The 23,899-nt window shown below is 69.3% G+C and carries 20 protein-coding genes; 13 read left to right on the top strand and 7 right to left on the bottom strand.

Features of this window, described 5'->3' with window-relative positions; all coding sequences use genetic code 11:
• The first annotated feature begins 203 nt into the window (after window positions 1-203).
• The 8 genes from ASF08_RS10065 to ASF08_RS10030 all read left to right on the top strand — a co-directional run bounded on the left by ASF08_RS10065 (window position 204) and on the right by ASF08_RS10030 (window position 8,758).
• On the top strand, window positions 204-710 hold the full coding sequence (locus ASF08_RS10065; protein WP_056144405.1) for an A24 family peptidase: 507 nt from the start codon (window positions 204-206) through the stop codon (window positions 708-710).
• Between the two features lie 194 nt (window positions 711-904).
• Complete coding sequence (gene cpaB / locus ASF08_RS10060) at window positions 905-1,711, top strand: Flp pilus assembly protein CpaB (RefSeq protein WP_056144402.1); 807 nt, start codon at window positions 905-907, stop codon at window positions 1,709-1,711.
• Window positions 1,712-1,745: 34 nt separating this feature from the next.
• On the top strand, window positions 1,746-3,221 hold the full coding sequence (locus ASF08_RS10055; RefSeq protein ID WP_056144791.1) for a type II and III secretion system protein family protein: 1,476 nt from the start codon (window positions 1,746-1,748) through the stop codon (window positions 3,219-3,221).
• A 76-nt stretch (window positions 3,222-3,297) separates the two neighbouring features.
• Entirely contained in the window at window positions 3,298-4,032 is a 735-nt protein-coding gene (locus ASF08_RS10050; RefSeq protein ID WP_056144399.1) for a CpaD family pilus assembly protein, read from the top strand.
• A gap of 71 nt (window positions 4,033-4,103) precedes the next feature.
• Window positions 4,104-5,348, top strand: coding sequence for an AAA family ATPase (locus ASF08_RS10045; RefSeq protein WP_056144396.1), 1,245 nt, complete (start codon window positions 4,104-4,106; stop codon window positions 5,346-5,348).
• Between the two features lie 27 nt (window positions 5,349-5,375).
• The gene (locus tag ASF08_RS10040; RefSeq protein WP_056144393.1) at window positions 5,376-6,824 is read left to right on the top strand and encodes a CpaF family protein; all 1,449 of its coding nucleotides are present in this window, start codon (window positions 5,376-5,378) and stop codon (window positions 6,822-6,824) included.
• Window positions 6,821-7,789 (top strand): type II secretion system F family protein, encoded by a 969-nt coding sequence (locus ASF08_RS10035; RefSeq protein ID WP_018042741.1) that lies wholly within the window; start codon window positions 6,821-6,823, stop codon window positions 7,787-7,789. The genes ASF08_RS10040 and ASF08_RS10035 overlap by 4 nt, the downstream gene beginning before the upstream one ends.
• Before the next feature lie 6 nt (window positions 7,790-7,795).
• Complete coding sequence (locus tag ASF08_RS10030; protein WP_056144388.1) at window positions 7,796-8,758, top strand: type II secretion system F family protein; 963 nt, start codon at window positions 7,796-7,798, stop codon at window positions 8,756-8,758.
• 8 nt (window positions 8,759-8,766) lie between these two features.
• Here the strand turns inward: ASF08_RS10030 and ASF08_RS10025 are convergent, their stop codons facing one another.
• Window positions 8,767-9,576 (bottom strand): tetratricopeptide repeat protein, encoded by an 810-nt coding sequence (locus ASF08_RS10025; RefSeq protein ID WP_018042739.1) that lies wholly within the window; start codon window positions 9,574-9,576, stop codon window positions 8,767-8,769.
• 200 nt (window positions 9,577-9,776) lie between these two features.
• Here ASF08_RS10025 and ASF08_RS10020 point away from each other — a divergent pair, with 200 nt between their 5' ends.
• The gene (locus ASF08_RS10020) at window positions 9,777-11,147 is read left to right on the top strand and encodes a leucyl aminopeptidase family protein (RefSeq protein WP_056144386.1); all 1,371 of its coding nucleotides are present in this window, start codon (window positions 9,777-9,779) and stop codon (window positions 11,145-11,147) included.
• A 9-nt stretch (window positions 11,148-11,156) separates the two neighbouring features.
• Here the strand turns inward: ASF08_RS10020 and ASF08_RS10015 are convergent, their stop codons facing one another.
• Both ASF08_RS10015 and ASF08_RS10010 read right to left on the bottom strand, forming a co-directional pair.
• The gene (locus ASF08_RS10015) at window positions 11,157-12,083 is read right to left on the bottom strand and encodes an EcsC family protein (RefSeq protein ID WP_443136812.1); all 927 of its coding nucleotides are present in this window, start codon (window positions 12,081-12,083) and stop codon (window positions 11,157-11,159) included.
• A gap of 32 nt (window positions 12,084-12,115) precedes the next feature.
• A complete protein-coding gene (locus ASF08_RS10010) occupies window positions 12,116-13,576 on the bottom strand; it encodes an AmpG family muropeptide MFS transporter (RefSeq protein WP_056144383.1) in 1,461 nt (486 codons plus the stop codon).
• A gap of 321 nt (window positions 13,577-13,897) precedes the next feature.
• Between ASF08_RS10010 and ASF08_RS10005 the strand changes: the two genes are divergently transcribed.
• Both ASF08_RS10005 and ASF08_RS10000 read left to right on the top strand, forming a co-directional pair.
• Window positions 13,898-15,064 carry a PAS domain-containing protein gene (locus ASF08_RS10005; protein WP_244474495.1) on the top strand — a complete coding sequence of 389 codons (1,167 nt, stop codon included), beginning with the start codon at window positions 13,898-13,900 and terminating at the stop codon, window positions 15,062-15,064.
• Window positions 15,061-15,540 carry a response regulator gene (locus ASF08_RS10000; RefSeq protein WP_056144379.1) on the top strand — a complete coding sequence of 160 codons (480 nt, stop codon included), beginning with the start codon at window positions 15,061-15,063 and terminating at the stop codon, window positions 15,538-15,540. The genes ASF08_RS10005 and ASF08_RS10000 overlap by 4 nt, the downstream gene beginning before the upstream one ends.
• Window positions 15,541-15,552: 12 nt before the next feature.
• On the opposite strand, the gene mutS is transcribed toward ASF08_RS10000, so the two are convergent.
• Window positions 15,553-18,306, bottom strand: a complete 2,754-nt coding sequence (gene mutS, locus ASF08_RS09995) for a DNA mismatch repair protein MutS (RefSeq protein WP_056144376.1) — start codon at window positions 18,304-18,306, stop codon at window positions 15,553-15,555.
• A 133-nt stretch (window positions 18,307-18,439) separates the two neighbouring features.
• Window positions 18,440-18,760 (bottom strand): hypothetical protein, encoded by a 321-nt coding sequence (locus tag ASF08_RS09990; protein WP_056144783.1) that lies wholly within the window; start codon window positions 18,758-18,760, stop codon window positions 18,440-18,442.
• A gap of 217 nt (window positions 18,761-18,977) precedes the next feature.
• On the opposite strand from ASF08_RS09990, the gene hrpB reads away from it, so the two are divergent.
• Window positions 18,978-21,464, top strand: a complete 2,487-nt coding sequence (hrpB, locus tag ASF08_RS09985; protein WP_056144780.1) for an ATP-dependent helicase HrpB — start codon at window positions 18,978-18,980, stop codon at window positions 21,462-21,464.
• A complete protein-coding gene (locus ASF08_RS09980; protein ID WP_018042730.1) occupies window positions 21,461-21,904 on the top strand; it encodes a DUF805 domain-containing protein in 444 nt (147 codons plus the stop codon). Before hrpB ends, ASF08_RS09980 begins: the two co-directional genes overlap by 4 nt.
• Window positions 21,905-21,911: 7 nt before the next feature.
• Here ASF08_RS09980 and cmk read toward each other — a convergent pair whose 3' ends face one another.
• Both cmk and aroA read right to left on the bottom strand, forming a co-directional pair.
• Complete coding sequence (gene cmk, locus ASF08_RS09975; protein ID WP_018042729.1) at window positions 21,912-22,544, bottom strand: (d)CMP kinase; 633 nt, start codon at window positions 22,542-22,544, stop codon at window positions 21,912-21,914.
• 5 nt (window positions 22,545-22,549) lie between these two features.
• Window positions 22,550-23,899, bottom strand: a complete 1,350-nt coding sequence (gene aroA / locus ASF08_RS09970; RefSeq protein ID WP_056144372.1) for a 3-phosphoshikimate 1-carboxyvinyltransferase — start codon at window positions 23,897-23,899, stop codon at window positions 22,550-22,552.

The raw sequence follows: 23,899 nt of genomic DNA, 5'->3' as shown, positions 1-23,899 counted from the left end.
ATCGGACACCTCGCCGGACGATCCGCCCCGATCGTCCGGCAGAGCTCGTTGAAGTCGTCCTGCTCGACGTGGACGGTGCGACAGCGAGCGTCCACCTCCGGCGGGGTCCCGACACGGCCTTTGCCGCCGCGACCGAACACCCTGCGGCGACGGCGTTTCACGGGCGACGATCCGACCTTCGACTCCAGACCGAGACGTCCCCGATGGCGAGTGTCACGCTCCTGATCGTCTTCCCGTTCCTGATGGCCTATGCGGCCGCTCGGGACCTGCTGACGATGACGATCCCGAATGCGGTCTCCCTGCTGCTGCTGCTCGGATTCGCGGCCTTCGCCGGCGCGACCGGGATGTGGGGGTGGGATCTCCTCAGCCATCTCGGAGCCGGCGCGGCGACGCTGGTCGTGACGTTCACCCTCTTCGCGCTGGGCAAGATCGGCGGAGGCGATGCCAAACTCGCTGCCGCCACCGCGGTGTGGATCGGGTTCGACCAATTGGCGCAATACCTGGTCGTCGCTTCGCTTGCCGGTGGCGCTCTCTCCGTGGCGATCCTCGTCGCGCGGGCGCATCCCCTGCCGTCACTCCTCGGTCGCCTTCCCTTCGCCATCCACCTTCACGATGCGAAGACCGGCGTGCCCTACGGCATCGCCCTCTGCCTCGGAGCGCTGATCGTGATTCCGGAAACGGTGACCTGGGCAAGAATGATGGCATCGTGAGGCCGGACACACGTAGCGGGTGAAGTTGCCGGGCCGGGTCCGAAGGTTGACGAACCCTGTGCTTTATCGACCTGACCTATCGTGGGTCGAACAAGATTCGCATGCGTTAGTTTTCGTTAACCGTAATTTGAGGAATCCCGGCGAAGCCTGGACGGCGACGGCAGCAGGCCGTCCTGTCAGGTTCGAACACGGCGATGAAACCAGCCCGCCTTGCCGTCATCGCCATCGCGCTCGCCGCCGGTTCGGGCGCCGCCTTTCTGATGAGCGGCAGCGATGCGCCGCCCCCGGTCCAGGCCGTGGTCGAGGCGCCCCCTCCTCCCCCGCTCCCCGTCACGGATGTCCTGGTGGCCGCCGCCGACCTGCCGATGGGGCAGAATATCCAGGCCGCCGACCTTCGCTGGCAACCCTGGCCGGACCAGGCCATCACCGCCGGCTACATCACGCGCACGGCCTCGCCCAACGGCATGGACACCATCGTCGGCTCGATCGTCCGCACCGCGTTCCTCGCGGGTGAGCCGATCCGCCCGCAGAAGCTCGCGCGGTCCGACGGCGGCTTCATGGCCGCGATCCTGCCCTCCGGCATGCGCGCGGTCGCCATCGTCACCGATACGCGCGGGTCGAGTTCGGCCGGCGGCTTCATCCTTCCCAACGACCATGTCGACGTCATCCGGACCTATCGCGACGAAGACGCCTCGCGTTCCGGGGGCGGCGAAGTCCAGATTTCGGAGACGCTGCTCACCGACATCCGCGTGCTCGCCGTCGGCCAGATCGTTCAGGAGCGGAACGGGACCAACGTCGTCACCGGCGAGACCGCGACCCTCGCTCTGACACCCGCCCAAGCCGAGACCGTCACCCTGGCCCAGAAGGTGGGACAACTCTCCCTCTCCCTGCGCAGCCTCATGGATGCCGGCCGGACCGTGGATGCCCCGCCGGAGACTCAGCAGGACACGGCCCTGACGGTCGTCCGCTTCGGTGTCGCCAAACAACAACCGCGTCGCTGAGATGCCGAACCGCGCGATGATGAAGGATTCTCAGATGACCACGAGACACCGGGTCCGCGTGGGCAGCCTGTCCGTTCTCGCGACCCTCGCCGGCCTGGTCCTCGCCGCCACCGCCGTGGCTGCGCCGCGGGATGGGTTCACGGCCGCCCCGATCGTCGATGTCGGCGGCAACGAATCCGGGACCTCGCGTCGCGTCGAGCTCACGACCGGGCGCTCCCTGGTGATCGACCTGCCGCGCGACGCCAAGGAGGTCTTCGTCGCCAATCCGAAAGTCGCCAACGCCGTCGTGCGCTCGACCCGCAAGGTCTTCGTCATCGGCATGGAGGACGGCGCGACCTCGATCTTCATCATGGACGCCGAAGGCCGCCAGATCACCGCCCTCGACGTCACCGTGGCGCGGGACCTCAAGCTCGGAACCCTGCGGCAGATCCTGCTCCAGAGCATCGCGGGCGGGCGGTTCGACATCCGGACCGCCGGCGATTCGCTGATCCTGTCGGGCTTCGTCGGCTCTGCGGCCGAGTCGGCCCAGGCCATGGACATCGCGACCGCCTTCGTCGGCCAGGCCGGCGGTACCCCCGGCGGAGCCGGGGCCCGGGGCGCCGTCATCAACAACCTCACCATCCGGGGCAAGGATCAGGTGATGCTCCGCGTCACCGTCGTCGAGGTGGCCCGGACCGTGCTGAAGCAGTTCGGCGTCAATCTCAGCGGCAACTGGTCCGGCCTCAACCTCGCGAACGTCGCGCCCTTCGGTCTCAATGGCGGCCAGTTCCCGAACGGGAACGAGATCAAGGCGACGATCAACGGAGGCGGCGGAGCGAGTGTTTCGGCCACCTTGCGGGCCTTCGAACAGGCCGGTGTCTCACGCATTCTCGCGGAGCCGACGCTCACCGCGATCTCGGGGGAATCCGCGAAATTCACCGCCGGCGGCGAGATTCCCGTCCCCGCCTCGCAGAACTGCACGGGGGGCGTCTGCTCCATCGGCATCGCGTTCAAGACCTATGGCGTGACCCTGAACTTCACCCCCGTGGTGATGGCGGAGAACCGCATCTCCGTGCGCGTCGCCACGGAAGTCTCCGAGATCGACCAGACCAACTCCTTCACCTTCGTCCAGGGCGATTCCACTGTCGCGGTGCCCGCCTTCACCCTGCGCAAGACCGAGACCACCGTCGAACTCGCCTCCGGCGGGACCATGATGACCGCCGGCCTGATCCAGCAGCGCAGCAAGGCCGCCGTCGGTGGACTGCCCGGCCTCGTGAACCTGCCCATCCTCGGTGCCCTGTTCCGCTCGCGGGACTACCAGCGGCAGGAGACCGAACTCATGATCATGGTCACGCCCTACATCGCCAAGGCGATGGAGGCGAAGCAGGTCGTGCGGCCGGATGACGGCTTCATCGATGCCCAGGACGGTCAGGGCATCCTGCTCGGCCGCCTGAACCGGGTCTACGGCTCGGGCCGCGCCGCGCCGCTGGGCGCCAATTACCGTGGCCGCGTCGGCTTCATCACGGACTGACGCGGCGATCTAAGATCGCGACGCCACGATCTCGCAGGACGAAGCGGCCCAGGCACCATCAGGACCCGACCCCTCAATGTCACTCCTTCCCTTCCGCTCCCCCGTCGCACTCCTCGCGTCGATCGCCCTGGCCACCGCTTTGGGCGCATGCCGTGCCGACCGCGCCGAGACCACCGGCTCGCTCTATCCGGCCGATTACCGGGTCCGCCATCCCATCGTGCTCGCCGATGCCACGCGCTCGCTGGACGTCTTCGTCACCGGGACCGGCCATGTCGATCCGCGACAGCGCGCCGATATCGAAGCCTTCCTGCTGGAATTCCGCCGCTACGGGCGCGGCACCCTCATCCTCGACATCCCGCGCGGGGTCTCGCCGTCGCAGGGTGCCGCCGTGGAGCGGACCGGGGCGGCGATCCGCAGGCTCGGCGCCGACAACGGCATCGGCGGACGGCAGATGATCGTCACCGGCTACGCGGTGGCGGACCCGTTCCTCGCCGCTCCGCTGCGGCTCAGCTTCCAGCGCATGGAGGCGAAGGTCGCCAGCCAATGCGGCGTCTGGCCCCAGGATCTCGGCGTGGGAAGCCCGGGCTTCTCCTCGCGCAACGAGGCCCACTGGAATCTCGGCTGCGCCATGCAGGCCAATGTGGCGAGCCAGGTGGCCGATCCGGTCGATCTCGTTCGCGGCCGGCCGGAAGGGCGCATCGACTCGATCCGGCGCACCGTCGACATCAATAAGCTGCGCGAGGGCAAGGATCCATCAACCATATGGCGTCAGGATGGGAAGACGTCGGTGAAGTCAGCCATCGAGAACTGATCGGCGCGTCCCTTCCCGTCGTTCGACAGAGCTTCGGCCCTCGTTGTCACCCACAGCCCGGACCCCGCCCCATGCCTGACTTCAACGAGTCACCCGAGCGCGTCATCGCTCCGGTGCCGCGGATCACGATCCAGGCATTCTGCGAGACGGGCGAGACGGCCGCGTCGATCGAGGCGGCGGGAAGCGACAGGCGGCTGCAGAAGGCCCAGATCAAGATCCAGATGGGCGGCGGCCCCGCCGCCGTCGAGGCGTTCCGCCACGCGCCCACGCCCAACGTGGTCATCATCGAGACGCAGGGCACGAAGTCGCGCCCCCTGGAGATTCTCGATTCCCTGGCGGAGGTCTGTGACGAAGGGACGAAGGTCGTCGTCATCGGCCACGTCAACGATGTGCAGCTCTACCGCCAATTCATCCAGCGCGGCGTGAGCGAGTATCTCATGGCGCCGGTGGAGCCGATCGTCCTGATCCAGGCCCTGTCCGACCTGTTCACGGCGCCCGGTGCCAAGCCGGTCGGCCGCACCATCGCGGTGGTCGGCGCCAAGGGCGGCGTGGGCTCCTCCACCATCGCCCACAACCTGGCATGGACCGTGGCGCGCGAGCACGGAATGGCGACGGTCATCGCCGATCTCGACATCGCCTTCGGTACGGCGAGCCTCAACTTCAACCAGGACCCGCCGCAGGGGATCGCGGAAGCGGTCTTCGCGCCCGAGCGCCTCGATTCCAACCTCCTCGACCGCCTGCTCTCGAAATGCAGCGACAACCTCTCGCTGCTCTCCGCGCCGGCCACCCTCGAACGGACCACGGACCTCACCGAGCCGTCCTTCGACAACCTGATCGACCTCCTGCGCGCCGCCGTGCCCTGCGTGGTCCTCGACGTGCCCCATACCTGGTCGGCCTGGACCCGGCGCCTGCTGATCTCGTCCGACGAGATCATCGTCGTCGCCCAGCCGGAGCTCGCCTCCCTGCGCAATCTCAAGAACCTGCTGACCCTGCTGCAGCAGAACCGGCCCAACGACGCCCGGCCGCGCATCGTCCTCAACAGCGTCGGCGTGCCGAAGCGCCCCGAGATCTCGGCCGGTGAGTTCGCCAAGGCCCTGGACGCCACGCTGACGGCGGCGATCCCCTACGATCCGGCCCTGTTCGGCACGGCGGCCAACAACGGTCAGATGATCGCCGAGGTCCAGGCGGGCGCCAAGGCCTCGGACGTGTTCTCGGAGCTCGCCGCGCGCATGATCGGGCGTTCCGAGACGCGTCGTGTCCGCGGGAACCTGTTCGAGCCTCTCCTGTCGCGGCTGTCCCGACGCAGGGCGTCGTGATGGCGGCGCGCTGCGTGGAGGTCCGTCATGTTCGGTAGGAGGAGCCCGGCCTCGGAGATCCCGAAGGCGGTCGCGGTTCCGTCCGCGCCAAAGCCGCAGGTTCCGATTCCCGTCCTCGACGACCAGCCGGGCGTGGCGAAGACCCAGCAGGTGGAACGGCTCGTCCCCGTCCGGGAGGCGGTGAAGTCGGAGGATTACTTCCGCACCAAGAGCATGATCTTCGGTGCGCTGATCGAGGCCATCGATCTGGCGCAGCTATCTCGCCTCGACGTCGAATCGGCGCGCGAGGAAATCCGCGACATCGTCTCGGAGATCATTGGCCTCAAGAACATCGTCCTGTCCATCGCCGAGCAGGAGGAACTCCTCGACGACATCTGCAACGATGTCCTCGGCTACGGACCGCTGGAGCCGCTGCTGGCCCGGGACGACATCGCCGACATCATGGTCAACGGCGCCAACCGGGCCTTCATCGAGGTCGGGGGCAAGATCCAGCTGACCAACGTGCGCTTCCGTGACAACCAGCAGCTGATGAACATCTGCCAGCGCATCGTCAGCCAAGTCGGCCGGCGCGTCGACGAATCCTCGCCGATCTGCGACGCGCGCCTCCCCGACGGGTCCCGCGTCAACATCATCGCGCCGCCGCTCGCCATCGACGGGCCGGTGCTCACCATCCGCAAGTTCAAGAAGGACAAGCTCACCCTCGACCAACTCGTGACCTTCGGGGCGATCTCGCCCGAAGGGGCCCGCATCCTGCAGATCATCGGGCGCGTCCGCTGCAACGTGGTGATTTCCGGCGGTACGGGGTCCGGCAAGACCACCCTGCTGAACTGCCTGACGCGCTACATTGACGAGGACGAGCGGATCATCACCTGCGAGGACGCGGCCGAGCTGCAGCTGCAGCAGGCCCACGTCGTCCGCCTCGAGACCCGGCCCGCGAACATGGAAGGGTCGGGGCAGGTCACCATGCGCGACCTCGTGAGAAACTGCCTGCGCATGCGGCCGGAGCGGATCATCGTCGGCGAGGTGCGCGGCCCGGAGGCGTTCGACCTGCTCCAGGCCATGAATACCGGCCATGACGGCTCGATGGGCACCCTCCACGCCAACTCGCCGCGCGAGGCGCTGGCCCGTATCGAATCGATGATCACCATGGGCGGGTTCAGCCTGCCCTCGCGGACCCTGCGGGAGATGATCGTCGGGTCGATCGACATCATCGTCCAGGCGACGCGCCTGCGCGACGGTTCGCGCCGCATCACCCACATCACCGAGGTGATGGGGCTCGAAGGCGACGTCATCATCACCCAGGACCTCTTCGTCTACGATGTGCTCGGCGAGGACGCGAACGGCAGGCTGGTCGGGCGCCATCGCTCCACCGGCATCGGCCGTCCGCGCTTCTGGGAGCGCGCACGCTATTACGGTGAGGAGAAGGCCCTGGCCGCCGCCCTCGATGCGGCGGCCGACAGCGCCGGCAGCTCATGAACGCGCTGCAGATGCCCCTCGCCGTCGGGCTCGCGGCGGTGGCGGCCGGGGCCATCGCCTATGTGGTGCTGACCCCCCTCCTGTCGGGGGAGAACCGCGCGGCCAAGCGCATGCGAGCAGTCAGCGTGGTGACGTCTCCCGGCAGTCGCGCGGTCACGGCCAGCCGGCGCGAGCAGGTGGCCAGGAGCCTGAAGGAAGTCGAAGCCAAGCGCGGCGGGACGAAGGTCACGCTCGAACTCAGGATCGCCCGGGCCGGCCTGGATTGGACGAAGCAGAAGTTCCGTCTCGTCTCCGTGCTCATGGCCATCGTCGCCGGCCTCTTCGTCTTCGTCCTGACCTCGCACAAGCTCGCGACCCTGGCGGCCCTGTTCGCCGGCGGGTTCGGCCTGCCCCTGTGGATGCTGAGCGTCCTGCGCAAGCGGCGCATCGCCGCCTTCATCGCCGAACTGCCCACCGCCATCGACATCATCACCCGCGGCGTGCGCGCCGGCATCCCGGTGGGCGACTGTTTCCGCATCATCGCGCGGGAAGCCGAGGAGCCCATCCGCAGTGAGTTCCGCCAGGTGGTGGAATCCCAGACCCTCGGTCTCAGCCTCGGCGATGCCATGGTGCGGATGTACGAGCGGGTGCCCGTCTCCGACGTCAACTTCTTCGCCATCGTCATCGGCATCCAGGGCCGGTCCGGCGGCAATCTCTCGGAAGCCCTGAGCAACCTCTCCAAGGTCTTGCGCGAGCGCAAGAAGATGGCCGGGAAGATCCAGGCCATGAGCATGGAGGCCAAGGCCTCGGGCGGCATCATCGCGGCCCTGCCCTTCATCGTGGCGGTGCTGACCTACCTGTCGAGCCCGGCTTACGTCTCGCTGCTGTGGACGACGGATACCGGCAAGATGGCCCTCGTCGCCTCCGCGATCTGGATGTCGATCGGGGTCTTCGTGATGAAGAAGATGATCAGCTTCGAGGTCTGACCGCCCATGTTGTCCCTCATCGGCGAAAAGCTCATCGATCCGCGCTTCATCGGCATGGTTCTGGCCGGGGTGGCGGCCGCGGCGACGGCCTTCGCCCTGCTGCAGCCGCTTCTGGAGCCCGACAAGCTCAACAAGCGCATGAAGCTGATCGGCGACGAGCGCGAGGAGCTGCGCCGCCGCGAGCGTGACCGGCTCAACAATCGATCCACCCTGCGCGTGGCGCCGAAGGCGTACATGAAGCGGGTTGTGGACCAGTTCAACCTGAGCCGCTGGCTCGGCACCGATACCGCCCGGCGACAATTGGTCATGGCCGGATACCGCTCGCCGGGCGCGGAGACCGGGTTCCTGTTCTTTCGCATGATCACCCCGATCGCGGTCGGACTGGCGGCGATCTTCTATCTGTTCGTCCTGAAGGTGCTGGACTACTCCGTCACCGTTCGTCTCATGATGGTCATCGCGGCCCTGCTGCTCGGCATCAAGGGACCGGAACTCTACCTGCTCAATGCCACGAAGAAGCGTCAGGCCGAGATCCAGGCGGCCTGGCCCGATGCCCTCGACCTCGCCCTGATCTGCGTCGAATCCGGGATGTCGGTGGAGCACGCCATCCGCCGGGTCAGCATCGAGACCGTGACCCAGTCGGTCGCGCTGGCGGAAGAGCTCGCCGTCACGGCGGCGGAACTGTCCTACCTGCCCGATCGCCGCATGGCGTTCGAGAACCTCGGCAACCGTGTGGGCCTCGATGCCGTCAAGGCGGTCACCACCGCCTTGATCCAGGCCGAGCGCTACGGCACGCCCGTGGGCCAGGCCCTCCGCGTGCTGTCGCAGGAGAGCCGCGACCACCGCATGAACGCCGCCGAGAAGAAGGCCGCCGCCCTGCCGCCGAAACTGACCGTGCCGATGATCCTGTTCTTCCTGCCGGTGCTGTTCGTCGTGATCCTGACCCCGGCGATCATCCAGATCTACCGCTGAGGCGGCGCTCAGCCCCGCGGCATCTCGCCGGCGAGCGAGCGGCTGGAGGATCGGGGGGCTTTCTGCGCCCGGGCCTGGGCGGTCATCGCCCGCAGGGAGGCGGCGTTTGCGGCTGCCTCCTCCGGGGTCAGGTCGCCCCGGGTCAGTTCCTCCGCCTCCGCGAGCTTGCCCCTCAGGCCGAGGACCAAAGCGAGGTTCTGGCGCACCCGTGCATCCGCGCGTGGCTGGGCCACGGCGTTGCGCATCACGGTCTCCGCCTGATCGAGCTGCCTCGCCAGAGCGTAGGAGAGGCCGAGATTGGACAGGACCGTGGGATCGTCCGGCTGGATCTTCAGCGCGGCCTCGTAGAAGCCCTGCGCGCGGGCATGGTCGCCCATCTGGTCGGCCACCGCGCCCTGAGCGGACAGCACGCGCCAGTCCGGCCGGGCCGGGGTATGGGCGTTCTGGAGCACTTCGGCGGCCTCGGTGAACCGTCCGACCTCCGCCAGGGCCTTGCCGTAGGCCGCCAGCACGGCCGAGTTCTTGGCGTTGCGCAGGGCCGTCTGCTGCAGCACGGCCACGGCCTGCGGCTTCTGGTTCGTCGCCTTCAGCGCCTGCGCATAGCGCAGGGCGAGGCCGACATCGTTCTGATCGGCGTTGTATTTCTGGCCGAGCGCATCGACGTCGCGCAGGGTCACCACCTCGCGGCCCGGCGCACGCCCGAACGTCTTGAGGGAGAGCCCGCCGATCGAGCCGGTGGTCTCCGGTGAGCCCGACTGGCAGGCGCTCGCCAGGAGGCCGAGCAGCGTCACGCCGGCTAGACGCAGCGGGAGCGTCATCCCCGTCCGGGCCGGCCGCGATGACGAGGGCTGGTTTGAACGCAACGACACCATGACGTGCTCCGCACGAGCCTGCCGGTCGACGCTTCACGTCGCCGGTCGTGCGGTGATAGACCGTTAACCCTAATCGCCGGTTAACCCCACTTCAGGGCTTCCAAGGGTCAGCCGGCCGCGCCACGCAATGCCCCCGAGATCCGACCCTGCCCCATCTCAGCGCCGACGATCCCGCCGCCCTCCCGATCTTCTGCATCCGGAGCGAGGACTGGAGCAGCTTCGAAGCGGAACTCGGCGCGAGGCACAGGGCCTTCGCCAAGGCGACCGACTTTCAGCCGAAAGCCGGGCGTGTGGCGCTGCTTCCCGCCGAGGATGGCCGCGTGGATCGGGTCCTGTTCGGCCTCGGGGACGGAGCCGATCCGTTCCTGGTCGGCAAGCTGCCCGCGCTGTTGCCCCCCGGAACCTACCGGCTCGAACCCCGGCCCTCCCTCGACGGGCAGGCCGCTTGCCTGGCCTGGCTGCTCGGAAGCTATCGCTTCACGCGCTACCGCAAGCCGCAGCCGAAGGCCCCCGTCCTCGTGACACCGGAGGGTGTCGATGCCGCCGAGATCCGCCGGATCTCCGAGGCGGTCGCCCTCGGGCGCGATCTCGTCAATACGCCCGCCAACGACCTCGGCCCCGAGGAGATCGAGGCCGTCGCCCGAGCCCTGGCCGATCGCCACGGTGCGGCGATCTCCGTGACCGAAGGCTCGGAGCTCGCCCGCGATTTCCCCCTCGTCCACGCGGTCGGCGCGGCCTCCCCCCGCGCGCCCCGCCTCATCGACATGATCTGGGGAGACGCGGACGCTCCGAAAGTGACCCTCGTCGGCAAGGGCGTGGTGTTCGATACGGGCGGCCTGGACATCAAGCCGTCGAGCGGCATGCTGTTGATGAAGAAGGACATGGGCGGTTCCGCCGCCGCCCTCGCCGCCGCCGCGATGATCATGGGCTCCGGCCTGAACCTGCGCCTGCGCGTCATCGTTCCCACCGTCGAGAACGCCATCGCCGGCAACGCGTTCAGGCCCGGCGACGTGTTCCGGAGCCGCGCCGGGCTGACGGTGGAGATCGGCAATACCGATGCCGAGGGGCGCCTGATCCTCGCCGACGCCCTCGCTTTGGCCGACGAGGAGAAGCCCGATCTCCTCATCGATTTCGCCACCCTCACCGGAGCGGCGCGGGTCGCGCTGGGGCCGGATCTCCCGGCCTTCTTCACCGAAGACGACGCCCTGGCCTCGGCCGTCTACGATGCGGGACAGGTCGCCGCCGACCCGGTCTGGCGGCTGCCGCTCCACAAGCCCTATGCGAGCCTGCTCGATTCCAAGGTCGCGGACCTCAACAACGTCTCCGGCGGCCCCTTCGCCGGGGCGATCACCGCCGCTCTGTTCCTGCGGCGGTTCGCGCCGGGTACGCGGGCGCATGTGCATTTCGACCTGTACGGCTGGAACCCGTCGACCAAGCCCGGAAGGCCGGAAGGCGGCGAGGTCCAGACCGCCCGCCTCGTCTACGCCCTCCTGAAGGAGCGCTATCCGGCCCGGTAGCGGGCGACTTCAGGCCGCGAGCTGCGCCTTCTCGGCGATATAGGCGACGCGCACCACGTCCTTGCCATAGGTCCGTTCCAGGCGGCGCACAGTAAAATGGGCGCGTGCCATCGCCTGGAAATGGTTCATGAAGGCGGTGTTCACGGCCGCCCCCCCGACCGCGCCGAGGATCGGCACCGCCTGCGCCGCGACCTTCTGCGAGACGACGAGGCCGAACCGCGCCGCGATCTGCGTGGAGAAGCGGATCAGGGCCGGGGCCGCCTCGTCGAGCAGGGCGCGGTTGCCGGCATAGCGCGCCGCTTCCGACATGGTCTTGGCGAGTGCGGCGCGCACGGCGAAATACCCGCTCTCCGTCAGCGCCGTCTCGGCGCCGCTGCGTCCGCCCAGCGCGAAGACCTGGACGCAGGCCAGGGCGTTTTCCGGGTCCGACAGGTCTTCGCCCTCTTCCCGCGCGATCTGCGCGATGGAGCGCAGCATCAGCGTGGTCGAGACCGGCAGTTCCACCGGCAGGGTCGCGATGCCGAAGGCACCGCCCACGGCGCCGGACAGGGCCGCCATCGCCTTGTGTCCGAAATCGCCGGTGGGCAGGAAGCGCGCGAAGCGCTCGCCCGCCGTGCTCGCCGCCGGCACGGGGAGGTCGTCGAGCACCGGCACGGCGGTCGCCCCGGCGGCCGAGGCCGGGACGATGGTCTTCTCGGCCTCCGGCAGGGTCGCGAGGGCCACGCGCAGGGCCGTCCGCATGGCCCCTTCCGTGGCGCGCGACACCGCGTCGGTCACGGGCGCCGGAAGGCTGCGGCTGATCATGTCGAGGGGAGCCCCCGCCACCGCGGACAGGCGCGCGGCGAGGCCGGGCGTCTCCAGCGTGCGGACGGCACGCACGAGTGCGGCGCGGTCGGCATCGTTGAGGTCCGGGCCGGCCGACGCTTCGGCCGGGATGGAGCGGGTATCGTCGACGAGGGAAATGTTGCTCACGTCTGCGGTCTCATCCGTGTTTCGGGCGCCGGCGCGCCGGGTCGATCGCTGGAAGCAAGCGTGAGGCCCGCGGGATGGTTCCCGCTCACGGTCTCGGTGTCGCCCGAGGCGGCGGTCTCGGCGGCGGCGCGGGCCGCGCTGCGTTCACCGGCGCGCCCGACGAAGAAGCACAGGATCAGCACCGGGATGCCCACCGCCGCCGTGAAGGCGAAGAAGACCGGGTAACCGTAGCTGGCGACCATGAAGCCGGACGTGCCCGCCACGAGCTTTCCCGGCAGGGCGTAAAGCGAGGAGAACAACGCGTATTGCGTGGCCGCGAAGCCCGGCGCCGTGAGGCTCGACATGTAGGCGATCAGCGCCATTCCGGCGAAGGATCCGCAGAAATTGTCGATGGAGATCGCGGCGGTCAGGCGCCACACCTCCGGTCCGCCATAGGACAGCCACGAGAAGGAGAGGTTGGAGGCCGCGCCCAGGAATGCGCCGGTGACGAGGGTGGGGAACAGCCCGAACCGGGTCATCGCCCAGCCGCCGACGAAGGCGCCGGCGATGCCGATCCAGATACCGTAGAGCTTTGACACCGCGCCGATCTCGGTCAGGGTGAACCCGATCTGCCGGTAGAGCGGGCTCGCCATCACGCCTGAGATGAAATCCGGCATGCGGTAGAAAGCGACCAGGATGAGGATCGCCCACAGGCCCGGGCCGAGGCGGGTATGCAATTCGGTGAGGGGTTCGAGCACGGCGGCGCGGAACGACCAGGCCTTCGCCGGTGCGCCGGCCGGCTGCGCCGATGCGGCGTCCAAAGCCTCGGCGTGCTCCCTGTCGAAGGCGGGAGCGAGGAGTGCGGCGATCATGCCGACGCCCATGAGCCCGGCCATGCTGAAATAGGCCACCGACCATCCGGCCCAGTCGGCGATGAACAGGGCGCCCGCCCCGGCGCACATGAGCGCCAGCCGGTAGCCGAGGTTCGAGGTCGCCGCCATGACGCCCTGGAGATCGGTGCCGGCGGCATCGATGCGCCATCCGTCGATGACGACGTCCTGCGTCGCGGCGCAGATCGCCACGAGAAAAGCCCCGAGGCCGAGGAGGACGAGGCTGCTCGCCGGGTTGGCCGTGGCCATGAGCGAGAGCGCGAGGGCGACGGCGACCTGTGTGGCGATCATCCACGAGCGCCGGCGGCCGATGCGGGCGCTCAGGACGGGCACGTCGAAACGGTCGATGAGCGGCGCCCAGAGGAATTTGAGGGTGTAGGGCAGCGCCAGATAGCTGAAGAGGCCGATCGCCTTGATGTCCACGTCGGAATAAGCGAGCCGCGTGGAGAAGGTGCCGAGCACGAGCAGCAGCGGCAGGCCGGACGAGAAGCCCAGGGCCAGCATCAGGACGATGCGGGGATCCTCGACAATATCCCGCAAGGCGAGCTTGGTGCGCGCCTTTCCCGATACCTCTGCACTCTGAGCCATTCGTGGAACTCCTGAAGGCTTATGACCCTTTAGGGTCGGCTGCCATGTTCGCCGGACGCCGGTTCGTCCAAGGGGTCGTCACGGCGCGGTACGGCCAGTGCCGCCTCGTGTGACTGGAATGAAGAATGGTAACCAGGAACTTAATGAATGCGCATACTTTGTAGGTAGCTATTGGCTCGCAATGAGACATATTCCTTGCCGGCGAGTCGACGTAACGAGGAAATATCCTCCCGATCTATTTGCCGAGGCGGTCGTTTCGGTCTGTGCCGTCGAAGTGCTGCTGTCATCGGATGAGGGCGGTGGTACAAGCGTGATGTCAGGATGATGGGCAGCAGCAACAATCAGGTTTCGGCCGGACTTCGCCCGGTGGGGAACGCCTCCGTGGATGCCAAGATGTTCGCCATGGCTTTCGACGCCAGTCCCACGCCCATGGTGGTGACTGACCCTCGCCTTGCCGACAACCCCATCGTCTGGGTCAACGACGCTTTTCTGACGCTCACCGGTTATGCGCGCGCGGACCTGCAGGGCCGCAACTGCCGCCTGCTCCAGGGGCCGGACAGCGATCCGCGGACGATCGATGCCATCCGCGACGCCTTGAGGCGGCAGGCACCCGTCGAGGTCGAGCTGTGCAACTATCGGAAGGACGGCTCCTCTTTCTGGAACGCCATGACGATCTCGCCGGTCCGCAACGACTCGGGCGAGCTGGTGTATTACTACGCCGCCCAGGCCGACATGACCGAGAAGCACGCTCTCGAACTCGCCCTGCAGGAAACGAACGACGAGCTCGAACGGCAGGTTCACGAGCAGACCGCAGACCTGCGGGCCGCCCTGGAGGAGAAGACCGCGCTGCTCCACGAGGTCGATCATCGGGTCAAGAACAACCTGCAGGTCATCTCCTCCCTGGTTTTGCTGAAGGCGCGGCGAACCCCTCAGGGCGAGGCGCGCGATGCCCTCCAGGGCATGGCCGAGCGCATCGGCGCGCTCTCCATGGTGCACCGCATGCTTTACTCGGCCGGGGACGTGACACGCTTCAATCTGGAAGAGTTCGCCGACGATTTCATGTCCGACCTCACCGCCGGCATCGACCCGGCGCGCACGGCGGTCACCGCCGAGGTCGACCCGATTTCCCTGCCGGCCGCCATCGCGGCACCCCTCGCCCTGATGCTGCACGAACTCGCCACCAACGCCGTCCGCCACGCCTTCCCGAACGATCGCGAAGGACGGGTCAGCATTTCAGCCCGCCGGTGCGAGACCGGCCTGCGCCTCCAGATCGAGGATGACGGCATCGGACGGAATGCCGCGGTGCCGAACCCGGCCGGGTTCGGCTGTTCCCTGGTGGAGATGGTGGTGAAGCAGCTGCGCGGGGTCATCACCTGGCACGAACCCGGTTCGGGTACGCGCGTCGAGATCGTGATTCCCCTTCAATCGGAGAGCCCCAGACCCGCCACGTCCGCGCCGCGTGAAGCCACGCTAGGGCAGGCAGGGTGAGCGGCGCGGAAGGACTTCGTATCCTCGTCGTCGAGGACGAGGCGCTCATCGCCCTCGAACTCCAATGTCTTCTGGAAGATCTCGGCCACGTCATCGCCGGGGTGGCGGCAAGCTCGGCCGAAGCCATCGAACTCGGGCGGGCGACCTCCCCCGACATCGCCCTGGTGGACATCCACCTCATCGACGGCCCGACCGGGGTCGAGGTGGCGAGGATCCTGAGCCTCGACCCGCGCACCAGCGTCGTGTTCATGACCGCCAACGACAAGCGCATCCCCGCGGATTTCGCCGGTGCGTTGGGCGTCATCGCCAAGCCCTATTCGGAACGCGCGGTCGCGGGTGCGTTGCGCTACGTGGCGGCGATCCGGGCCGGGGGGCAACCCGAGCCACACGGATCGGACGGGTTCCGGCCGGCGTCGGAGGGCGTGGCGGAGGATGCCCTCTGGTCGCAGAAGCCCTGGGCCGGGGCGAGGCCCTGACGCCTCCGGGCCTCAGTTCATGTCGTCGCGAGCCGTCTTCTTGAGGCGATAGAGCACCTCCAGCGCCTCGCGCGGTGTCAGGGCGTCGGGATCGATCCGGTCCAGCTCCTGCCGCAGGGGATCGTCCGCCGCTGGAGCCTGCACCTCCGGCAGGGGCGGCGGGGCGAGGCTGGCGAAGAGCGGCAGGTCGTCGATGCGCGGACGGGTCGGGCGGTCGCGCTCCGCCTTCTCCAGGTTTTTCAGGATCGAGCCGGCCCGGGCGATGACCCCGGCGGGCAAGCCGGCGAGGCGCGCGACCTGAAGGCCGTAGGACCGCTCGGCCACGCCCGGCACGACCTCGTGCAGGAACACCACTTCGCCCTTGTGCTCGGCCACTTTCAGCGTCGCATTGTCGAGCCGCGTGAGACGCTGGCTCAAGGCCGTGAGTTCATGGAAATGGGTGGCGAAGAGCGCGCGGCACCCGTTCTGTTCGTGGAGGTATTCGAGGCAGGCCCAGGCGATGGAGAGACCGTCGAAGGTCGCAGTGCCCCGGCCGATCTCGTCGAGGATGACGAGGGAATGCCGGCTCGCCTGGTTCAGGATCGCGGCCGTCTCCACCATCTCGACCATGAAGGTCGATTGCCCGCGCGCCAGATCGTCGGCGGCGCCGACCCGCGAGAACAGCCGGTCCACCACGCCGAGATGCACGCGGGTGGCCGGTACGAAGGCGCCCATCTGGGCGAGGACGGCGATGAGGGCGTTCTGGCGCAGGAAGGTCGACTTGCCGCCCATGTTCGGTCCGGTGATGAGCCGGATGCGGCCGCGCCCTTCGCCGGACAGGTCGCAATCGTTGGCAATGAACGGCTCGCCGGACCGCCGCAGGGCGGATTCCACCACCGGATGGCGGCCGCCCTCGACGACGAAGCTGAAACTGTCGTCGACGAAGGGCCGGCGCCAATCCCGCTCCACAGCCAATTCGGCATGGGAGGCGGTGACGTCGAGGCTGGCCAGGGCGTCGGCGATGGCGGCGACGGTCTTGGCCTGGGCCATGATCCGAGCGGCCAGCGCATCGAAGACCTCGGTCTCGAGGGCCAGCGCCCGGTCGGCCGCCCCCGAGATGCGGCTCTCCAGATCGTTCAGTTCCACGCTCGAGAACCGCATGGCATCGATCATGGTCTGGCGATGGATGAACGTCTCGCGCAAGGCGCCCTTGAGGCAGGTCTCGCCCACCGCCTGCGGCACCTCGATGTAGTAGCCGAGCATGTTGTTGTGCTTGATCCGCAGGGTGCGGCAGCCGGTCTCCTCGGCATAGCGCGCCTGCAGCCCGGCGATGACCTTGCGTGAATCCTGGCCGAGCAGCCGGGCCTCGTCGATCTCGGCATCGTAGCCGGCGCGCACGAAGCCGCCGTCGCGTCGGTTGAGGGGAAGGTCGTCGGCGAGCGCCGCGCGCAGATGCTCGACGAGATCGGCATCCACCGTGCCGAGGCGCTGGACGATGCCGGCGAGATCCTCCGGCAAGGCTTTCACCTCTCCGCAACGCTGCGAGATCGCCAGGGCCGCGTCGAGACCGTCGCGCAGGGCCGCGAGATCGCGCGGCCCTCCGCGCCCGAGGCCCAGCCGTGAGAGGGCGCGAGCGATGTCGGGCGCCCGCGCCAGGGCGTCGCGCAGGCTCCGGCGAAGGGCGCCATCCTCCACCAGGAACGACACCGCTTCGTGGCGGCGCGTGATCGCCGACAGGTCGGTGAGAGGGCCGGCCAGATGCTCGGCCAGCAGCCGCGCGCCGATGGCCGACACGGTGCGGTCGATGGCGTCGAGCAGGCTGCCGGTGCGCTCGCCCGAGAGGGTCCGGGTGAGTTCGAGATTGGCGCGGGTCGCCGCATCGATGGCCAGCGTCGCCCCGCTCGTCTCCCGGGTCGGCGGCGACAGGGCGGGCCGCGCGCCGATCTGCGTGCGCTCGATATAGAGCAGGGCCGCTCCGGCGGCGGCGAGTTCGGCCCGCCCGAACTGCCCGAACCCGTCGAGGGTCGAGACGCCGAACTGTTCCTTGATCCGCCGTTCCGCCGAGGCCGGTTCGAGCTCCGCCTGCGCCAGGGGCGTGACCGGGGCCTTCACCTCGCGCCAGAGGCCGGCGAGCGACGGGTCGGAATGGATCGCCTCGGAAAGCACGATCTCGCGCGGATCGTGCCGTGCGATGGCAGCACCCAGCTCGCCTTCGGGAACCTCGCTGAGCGAGAACCGGCCGGTGGAGATGTCGACGGCGGCGATGCCGTAGGCGTAGCCGGATTCCGAGAACTTGCGGCGTCCGAGTGCCAGGAGGATGCTGGCGCGCGACGGGTCGAGCAGGCGGTCCTCGGTGATCGTGCCGGGGGTGACGAGGCGGACGACCTCGCGGCGCACCACGGATTTCGGTCCCCGCTTCTTGGCCTCCGCCGGGTCCTCGGTCTGGGCGCAGACCGCGACGCGATGGCCGAGGGCGATGAGGCGGCTGAGGTAATCGTCGGAGCGCTCCACCGGAACGCCGCACATGGGGATGTCCGCCCCGCCATGCTTGCCGCGCTTGGTCAGGACGATGCCGAGGGCACGCGATGCGATCTCCGCATCCTCGAAGAACAGTTCGTAGAAATCCCCCATCCGGTAGAACAGGAGGCAATCCGTGTTGGCCGCCTTGATCTCGATGTACTGCGCCATCATCGGCGTCGCGCCGGCGATGTCGAGGGGCGAGGCGCTCACCGTCTCCTCGGCCGGGACGCTGGTCTTCGGGCTGGAGCGGGCGGCGCGTTGGGACATGCGCCATCATAGCAGAGGCCGCCGGACCGGATCAGCGCCCCTGCCAGCATCATCTGGGGAGAACCGTGATCCCACGAAAAAAGGCCGATGCGTCTCCGCACCGGCCCTTCCGACGATGAAGCCGAAGAACGGCTCAGTAGCGCGGGCCGCCCGACGTGGTGCCCTTGCGCTGCATGTAGCCCGGCTGCTGCGGGTTGCGCGAGTTCGGATCGCCGTGGCTGTAGGCGGCCGGGGCGCGGCGGTGGCGCATGCCGTGACGGTGATGGTGGTGGCGATGGCGCATGCCGCGATGGCTGGCGTAGCCCGGGTGATGACCGCGGCTGACGACCTCGGTGGCGAGCGTATCGCCGGCGATCACGGGAGCGGCCGGCATGGCCGGGGCGGCGGAAGCGGCGCCGAGGCCGAGGGCGCTGAAAAAGGTTCCTGCCGCCAGGGCAAGTGCAATCTTGGTCATCGAGTAGTCCATCCGTTCGGATCGCGCCGCGCGCGTCGAGGCAACAAGTCGTTTGCCCGGACTCCGTTCCCATTCTTTTCGATGCACGATTACGCAGCGAAAAGCCGCCGAACGCATGAGGATCATGGGATGATTTTCGCATCGCGCACGTGATCCGCGCCGGCATGGCGAAACGGGGTTGCGCATCCTCCCGCTTGCCCGCACCACCACATCCGCGATGGCGACAAACCCCTCCCCCTCCGCTGCCCTGCCGATCGATGCGGCCCTGCCGGGCCTTCTCGCGGCCCTCGACGCCGGCCCATCGGCGGTGCTCGTCGCGCCCCCCGGAGCCGGCAAGACCACCCGTGTCCCGCTGGCCCTTCTCGACGCGCCGTGGCTCGGCGCGGCCGGCCGGATCATCCTCCTCGAACCACGGCGCCTGGCTGCCCGCGGCGCGGCCGAGCGCATGGCCGCCACCCTCGGTCAGCGCGTGGGCGAGACCGTGGGGCTGCGCGTCCGCCTCGGCTCGAAGATCTCGCGGGCGACGCGGATCGAGGTCGTCACGGAGGGGGTCTTTACCCGCATGATCCTGGACGATCCGGAACTGTCGGGCATCGGCGCGGTGATCTTCGACGAGTTCCACGAGCGCTCCCTCGACGCCGATCTCGGGCTCGCCCTCGCCCTCGACGCGCAGTCCGGCCTGCGCGACGACCTGCGCATCCTCGTCATGTCCGCCACCCTGGACGGTGCGCGGGTCTCGCGCCTGATGGGCGACGCGCGGATCGTCGAATCCGAAGGCCGGGCCTATCCGGTCGAGACACGCCACACGGAGCGCGATCCCAACCGGCGGATCGAGGATGCGATGGCCGACGCCATCCTGCGCGCCCTGCGGGCCGATCCCGGCTCCGTCCTCGCCTTCCTTCCCGGACAGGGCGAGATCCGTCGGGTCGCGACGCTCCTATCCGAACGGATCGACGAGAGCACCGAGATCGCGCCGCTCTACGGCGCCCTTCCCCCGGCCGAGCAGGACCGCGCCGTGGCGCCCGCCCCGCCCGGAACCCGGAAAGTGGTGCTCGCAACCAGCATCGCCGAGACCTCGCTCACCATCGAGGGCGTCCGGATCGTGATCGATTCCGGCCTGTCCCGCGTGCCGCTCTACGAGCCCGGCATCGGCCTGACCCGCCTCGTCACCGCCCGCGCCTCCCGCGCGTCTGTGGACCAGCGGCGCGGTCGCGCGGGGCGGACCGAGCCGGGCATCTGCCATCGCCTCTGGTCGGAGGCGGCGACCAGTGCCCTCGAACTCTTCACGCGGCCGGAGATCCTGGCCGCCGACCTGTCCGGCCTGCTGCTGGACTGTGCCGCCTGGGGCGTCTCCGACCCAGCCACCCTGTCGTTCCTCGATGCCCCGCCCGCTCCCGCCCTGGCGGAGGCGCGCGCGATGCTGCGCGATCTCGCCGCCCTCGATGCCGACGGGCGGCTCACCGAGACGGGGCGGGCCTTGCGCGCCATCCCCCTCCCCCCGCGCCTCGCCCGGATGGTGGTCGCGGCGGCCGGGTTCGGGCGGGCGCGGGAGGCGGCGGATCTCGCCGCGATCCTGGTGGAGCGCGGCCTCGGGGGCGACGATGCCGACCTTGCCGTCCGCGCCGACCGGTTCGCCCGCGACCGCGGACCCCGCGCCTCCGACATGCGGCGTCTGGCGCGCGGCTGGGCCGAGCAGGCCGCCGGATTCGCGGGCGCGGTGCCGACGGCCGATGTTTCCGGGGCCGGAGCGCTCCTTGCGCTGGCCTATCCCGACCGCGTCGCCCGCTCGCGGGGGCGTGACGGCGAGTTCGTCATGGCGAACGGACGCGCCGGGCGCGTGGACCCGGCCTCGGCGCTCGCCCGCGAACCCTTCCTCGTGGTGGCCGACATCGCCGGCACGGCGGCCTCCGGGCGCATCCTCGCCGCTGCCGCGATCACCCTGGACGACATCGAGGCCGCGCTCGCGGAACGGATCGACTCCGTCACCCAGGTGGTGTTCGACAAGGGCTCCCGGTCCCTGAGGGCGCGCGCCTCCCGCCGCCTCGGTGCCGCGACCCTCGGCGAGCGGATCCTGCCGGTGCCGTTGGATGCGGCATCGGCCGTCATCCTGGCGCGGGGCATCGCCGGGCTCGGCCTCGACAGCCTGCCCTGGACGCCGGCCCTGGCCCAATGGCGGTCCCGCCTGAGCTTCCTGCGCGCGGCCGAGGGCGAAGCATGGCCCGACCTCTCTGACGCGGCCCTGAGCGCATCGGTGGAGAACTGGCTTGCGCCGGAGATCGAGGGACGCACCGGCCTCGACGCCGTCACCGCCGACGATCTCGGCCGCGCCCTCAACGCACTCCTCCCCTGGGACATGCGTCACCGCCTCGACGCGGAGGCGCCGACCCATGTGGAGGTGCCCACGGGATCGCGCATTCCCATCGACTACGATGCCGAGGGCGGTCCGGTCCTGGCCGTCCGGGTGCAGGAGCTGTTCGGCCTCGACCGCCATCCCGCCATCGCCGGCGGACGGGTGCCGCTGGTTCTCCACCTGCTGTCACCGGCCTCGCGGCCGATCCAGATCACGAAGGACCTGCCCGGCTTCTGGCGCGGCTCATGGAGTGCCGTGCGCGCCGAGATGCGCGGGCGTTACCCGCGCCATCCCTGGCCGGACGATCCGTTGACCGAGCCGCCGACCCGGCGGGTGAAGCCGAGGGGGACATGATGAACACGCTTGATTCGTTCGCGGCGCTCTTCGATCCGCGAGGCCGGATGTCCCGCCGGAGCTATCATCGCCGATTGATCGGGATGCTGCTGCTTTTCTTCGTCTCCGGCAGCGTCGCTATCCTTGCCGCGTCGCTGGATGCGCGGTTCACGGGCCTCGCCATCGTCGGTGTCAGCGTGGCCGGAATAGCTGTCCTGCTCATGGTGGCGACGATCCGGCGCTTGCACGACCGGGGCCGGACGGGATGGTGGATGCTGCCCGACGTCATCACCACCCTGGCTGGCTTCGCGCCACTCGAGACTCTCGCCGACGTCTATCCGTGGCCCGTGATCGCCGCCACGCTGGCCATGACCGGGTTCAATCTATGGTTCTTCGTGGAAACCATCTGCCGGCGGGGTACGCCCGGCCCGAACCGCTACGGGCCGGAGCCCGAGCGGTAAGCGGGTGTCAGTGGACGCGCGCCCGGTCCACCACGGCACGGGCCGCCTCGAAGGCCTCGTCCGCATCGAGTTCGGTGGTGTCGAGGAGGACGGCGTCGGCGGCCGCCTTGAGGGGCGCCGTCGAGCGTTGAGCATCGCGCGCATCGCGGGCGACGATGTCGGACAGGATCGCCCCGAGGCTCGCCGACTCGCCGCGCCGCAGGAGTTCGAGGTGTCGGCGCCGGGCGCGCTCCTCGGCGGCGGCGGTGATGAACAGTTTCACCTGGGCCTGCGGACAGACCACCGTGCCGATGTCGCGCCCGTCGAGGACGGCACCGCTGGCACCGCCGGCGAAACGCTGCTGCCAGGCGAGCAGGGCCGCGCGCACCGCCGGGATCGACGAGATGCGCGAGGCCGCGTCTCCCATCGCCCTCTCGCGCAGCCTCGGGTCGGCGAGCCGGTCGGCGATCAGCGTCGCGGCGGCCCGAGCGGCGGCGGCGTGATCGTCGAGATTGCAGCCGGCATCGATGACGGTGAGGGCCACGGCCCGGTAGAGCAGACCCGTATCGAGATGCGGCAGCCCGTAATGCGCGGCGAGGCGCTTGGCGAGGGTTCCCTTGCCCGAGGCGGCGGGTCCGTCGATCGCGATGACCATCGGCATGGGGCTCACTCCGCGATGCGGCCGCCGAGTGCCCGCATCGTCGGCAGGAAGCTCGGGAAACTGGTGGCGATCATCGCGCCGTCATCGACGGTCACGGGTTGCTTCGTCGCGAGGCCCATCACCAGGAAGGCCATGGCGATGCGGTGGTCGAGATGGGTCGCCACGGTGCCGCCGCCCCGCGCGGCGGAGCCGTCGCCCTCGACGATGAGGTCGTCGCCCTCGATCCGGTAGGTCACGCCGTTCTCGCGCAAACCATCCGCCACGGCGGCGAGCCGGTCGGATTCCTTCACCGTCAGTTCGTGCAGCCCGTTCATCCGGGTGACGCCCTCGGCAAAGGCGGCGGCGACGGCGAGGACGGGATATTCGTCGATCATCGCCGGGGCCCGCTCGGCCGGCACGTCGACGCCCTTGAGGCGGCTGGCGCGGACATGGAGATCGGCCACGGTCTCGCCGCCCTCGTCGCGCTCGTTGCGCCGCTCGATATCGGCGCCCATCTCCAGAAGCGTCGTGATGAGGCCGATGCGCAGGGGGTTCATCATCACGCCCTGGATCGTCACTTCCGAGCCCGGGACGATGAGGGCCGCCACCAGCGGGAAGGCCGCCGAGGACGGGTCGGCCGGCACGATGACGTCGGTGCCGCGCAGGGTGGGCTGGCCGGTGAGGGCGATGCTTCGGCCGTGGCCGCCGGGTCCATGCGGGCTCACCAATACCTCGGCCCCGAAGAGGCGAAGCATCCGCTCGCTATGGTCTCGGGTCGCCGCCGCCTCGATCACCGTCGTGGTCCCCGGCGCGTTGAGGCCGGCGAGGAGCACGGCGGATTTGATCTGGGCCGAGGCGACGGGAGTCTCGTAGGTGATCGGAATGGCTTCCCTCGGCCCGCGAAGGGTGAGGGGCACGCGGCCGCCCTCCTCCTCGCTCAGAACCTGCGTGCCCATGCGGATCAGCGGATCGAGGATGCGGCGCATGGGGCGCTTGCGCAGGGAGGAGTCGCCGTCGAAGGTCGCGGTGACGTCCTGCCCGCCGACCACGCCCATCATCAGGCGCGAGCCCGTGCCGGCATTGCCGAAATCCAGCACGCCGGCCGGATCGGTCATCCCGCCGATGCCGACGCCGCGCACGACCCAGCGCCCCTCCCCGAGACGATCGATCCCGGCCCCGAGGGCTCTGGCGGCGTCGGCCGTGCGCAGCACGTCGTCGCCTTCGAGCAATCCCTCGATGCGGGTCTCGCCGATGCTGAGGAGACCGAGGATCATCGCCCGGTGGGAGATCGACTTGTCGCCCGGCGGCCGCAGCGCGCCGCGCAAGGGCGAGCCGGCGGAAGCGGTCAGGGGCTGCGGTTCGGAAGTGTGCGACAC

The organism is Methylobacterium sp. Leaf85, from assembly GCF_001422125.1.
Classification (GTDB): domain Bacteria; phylum Pseudomonadota; class Alphaproteobacteria; order Rhizobiales; family Beijerinckiaceae; genus Methylobacterium; species Methylobacterium bullatum.
This window is presented reverse-complemented; position numbering and strand designations above follow the sequence as displayed.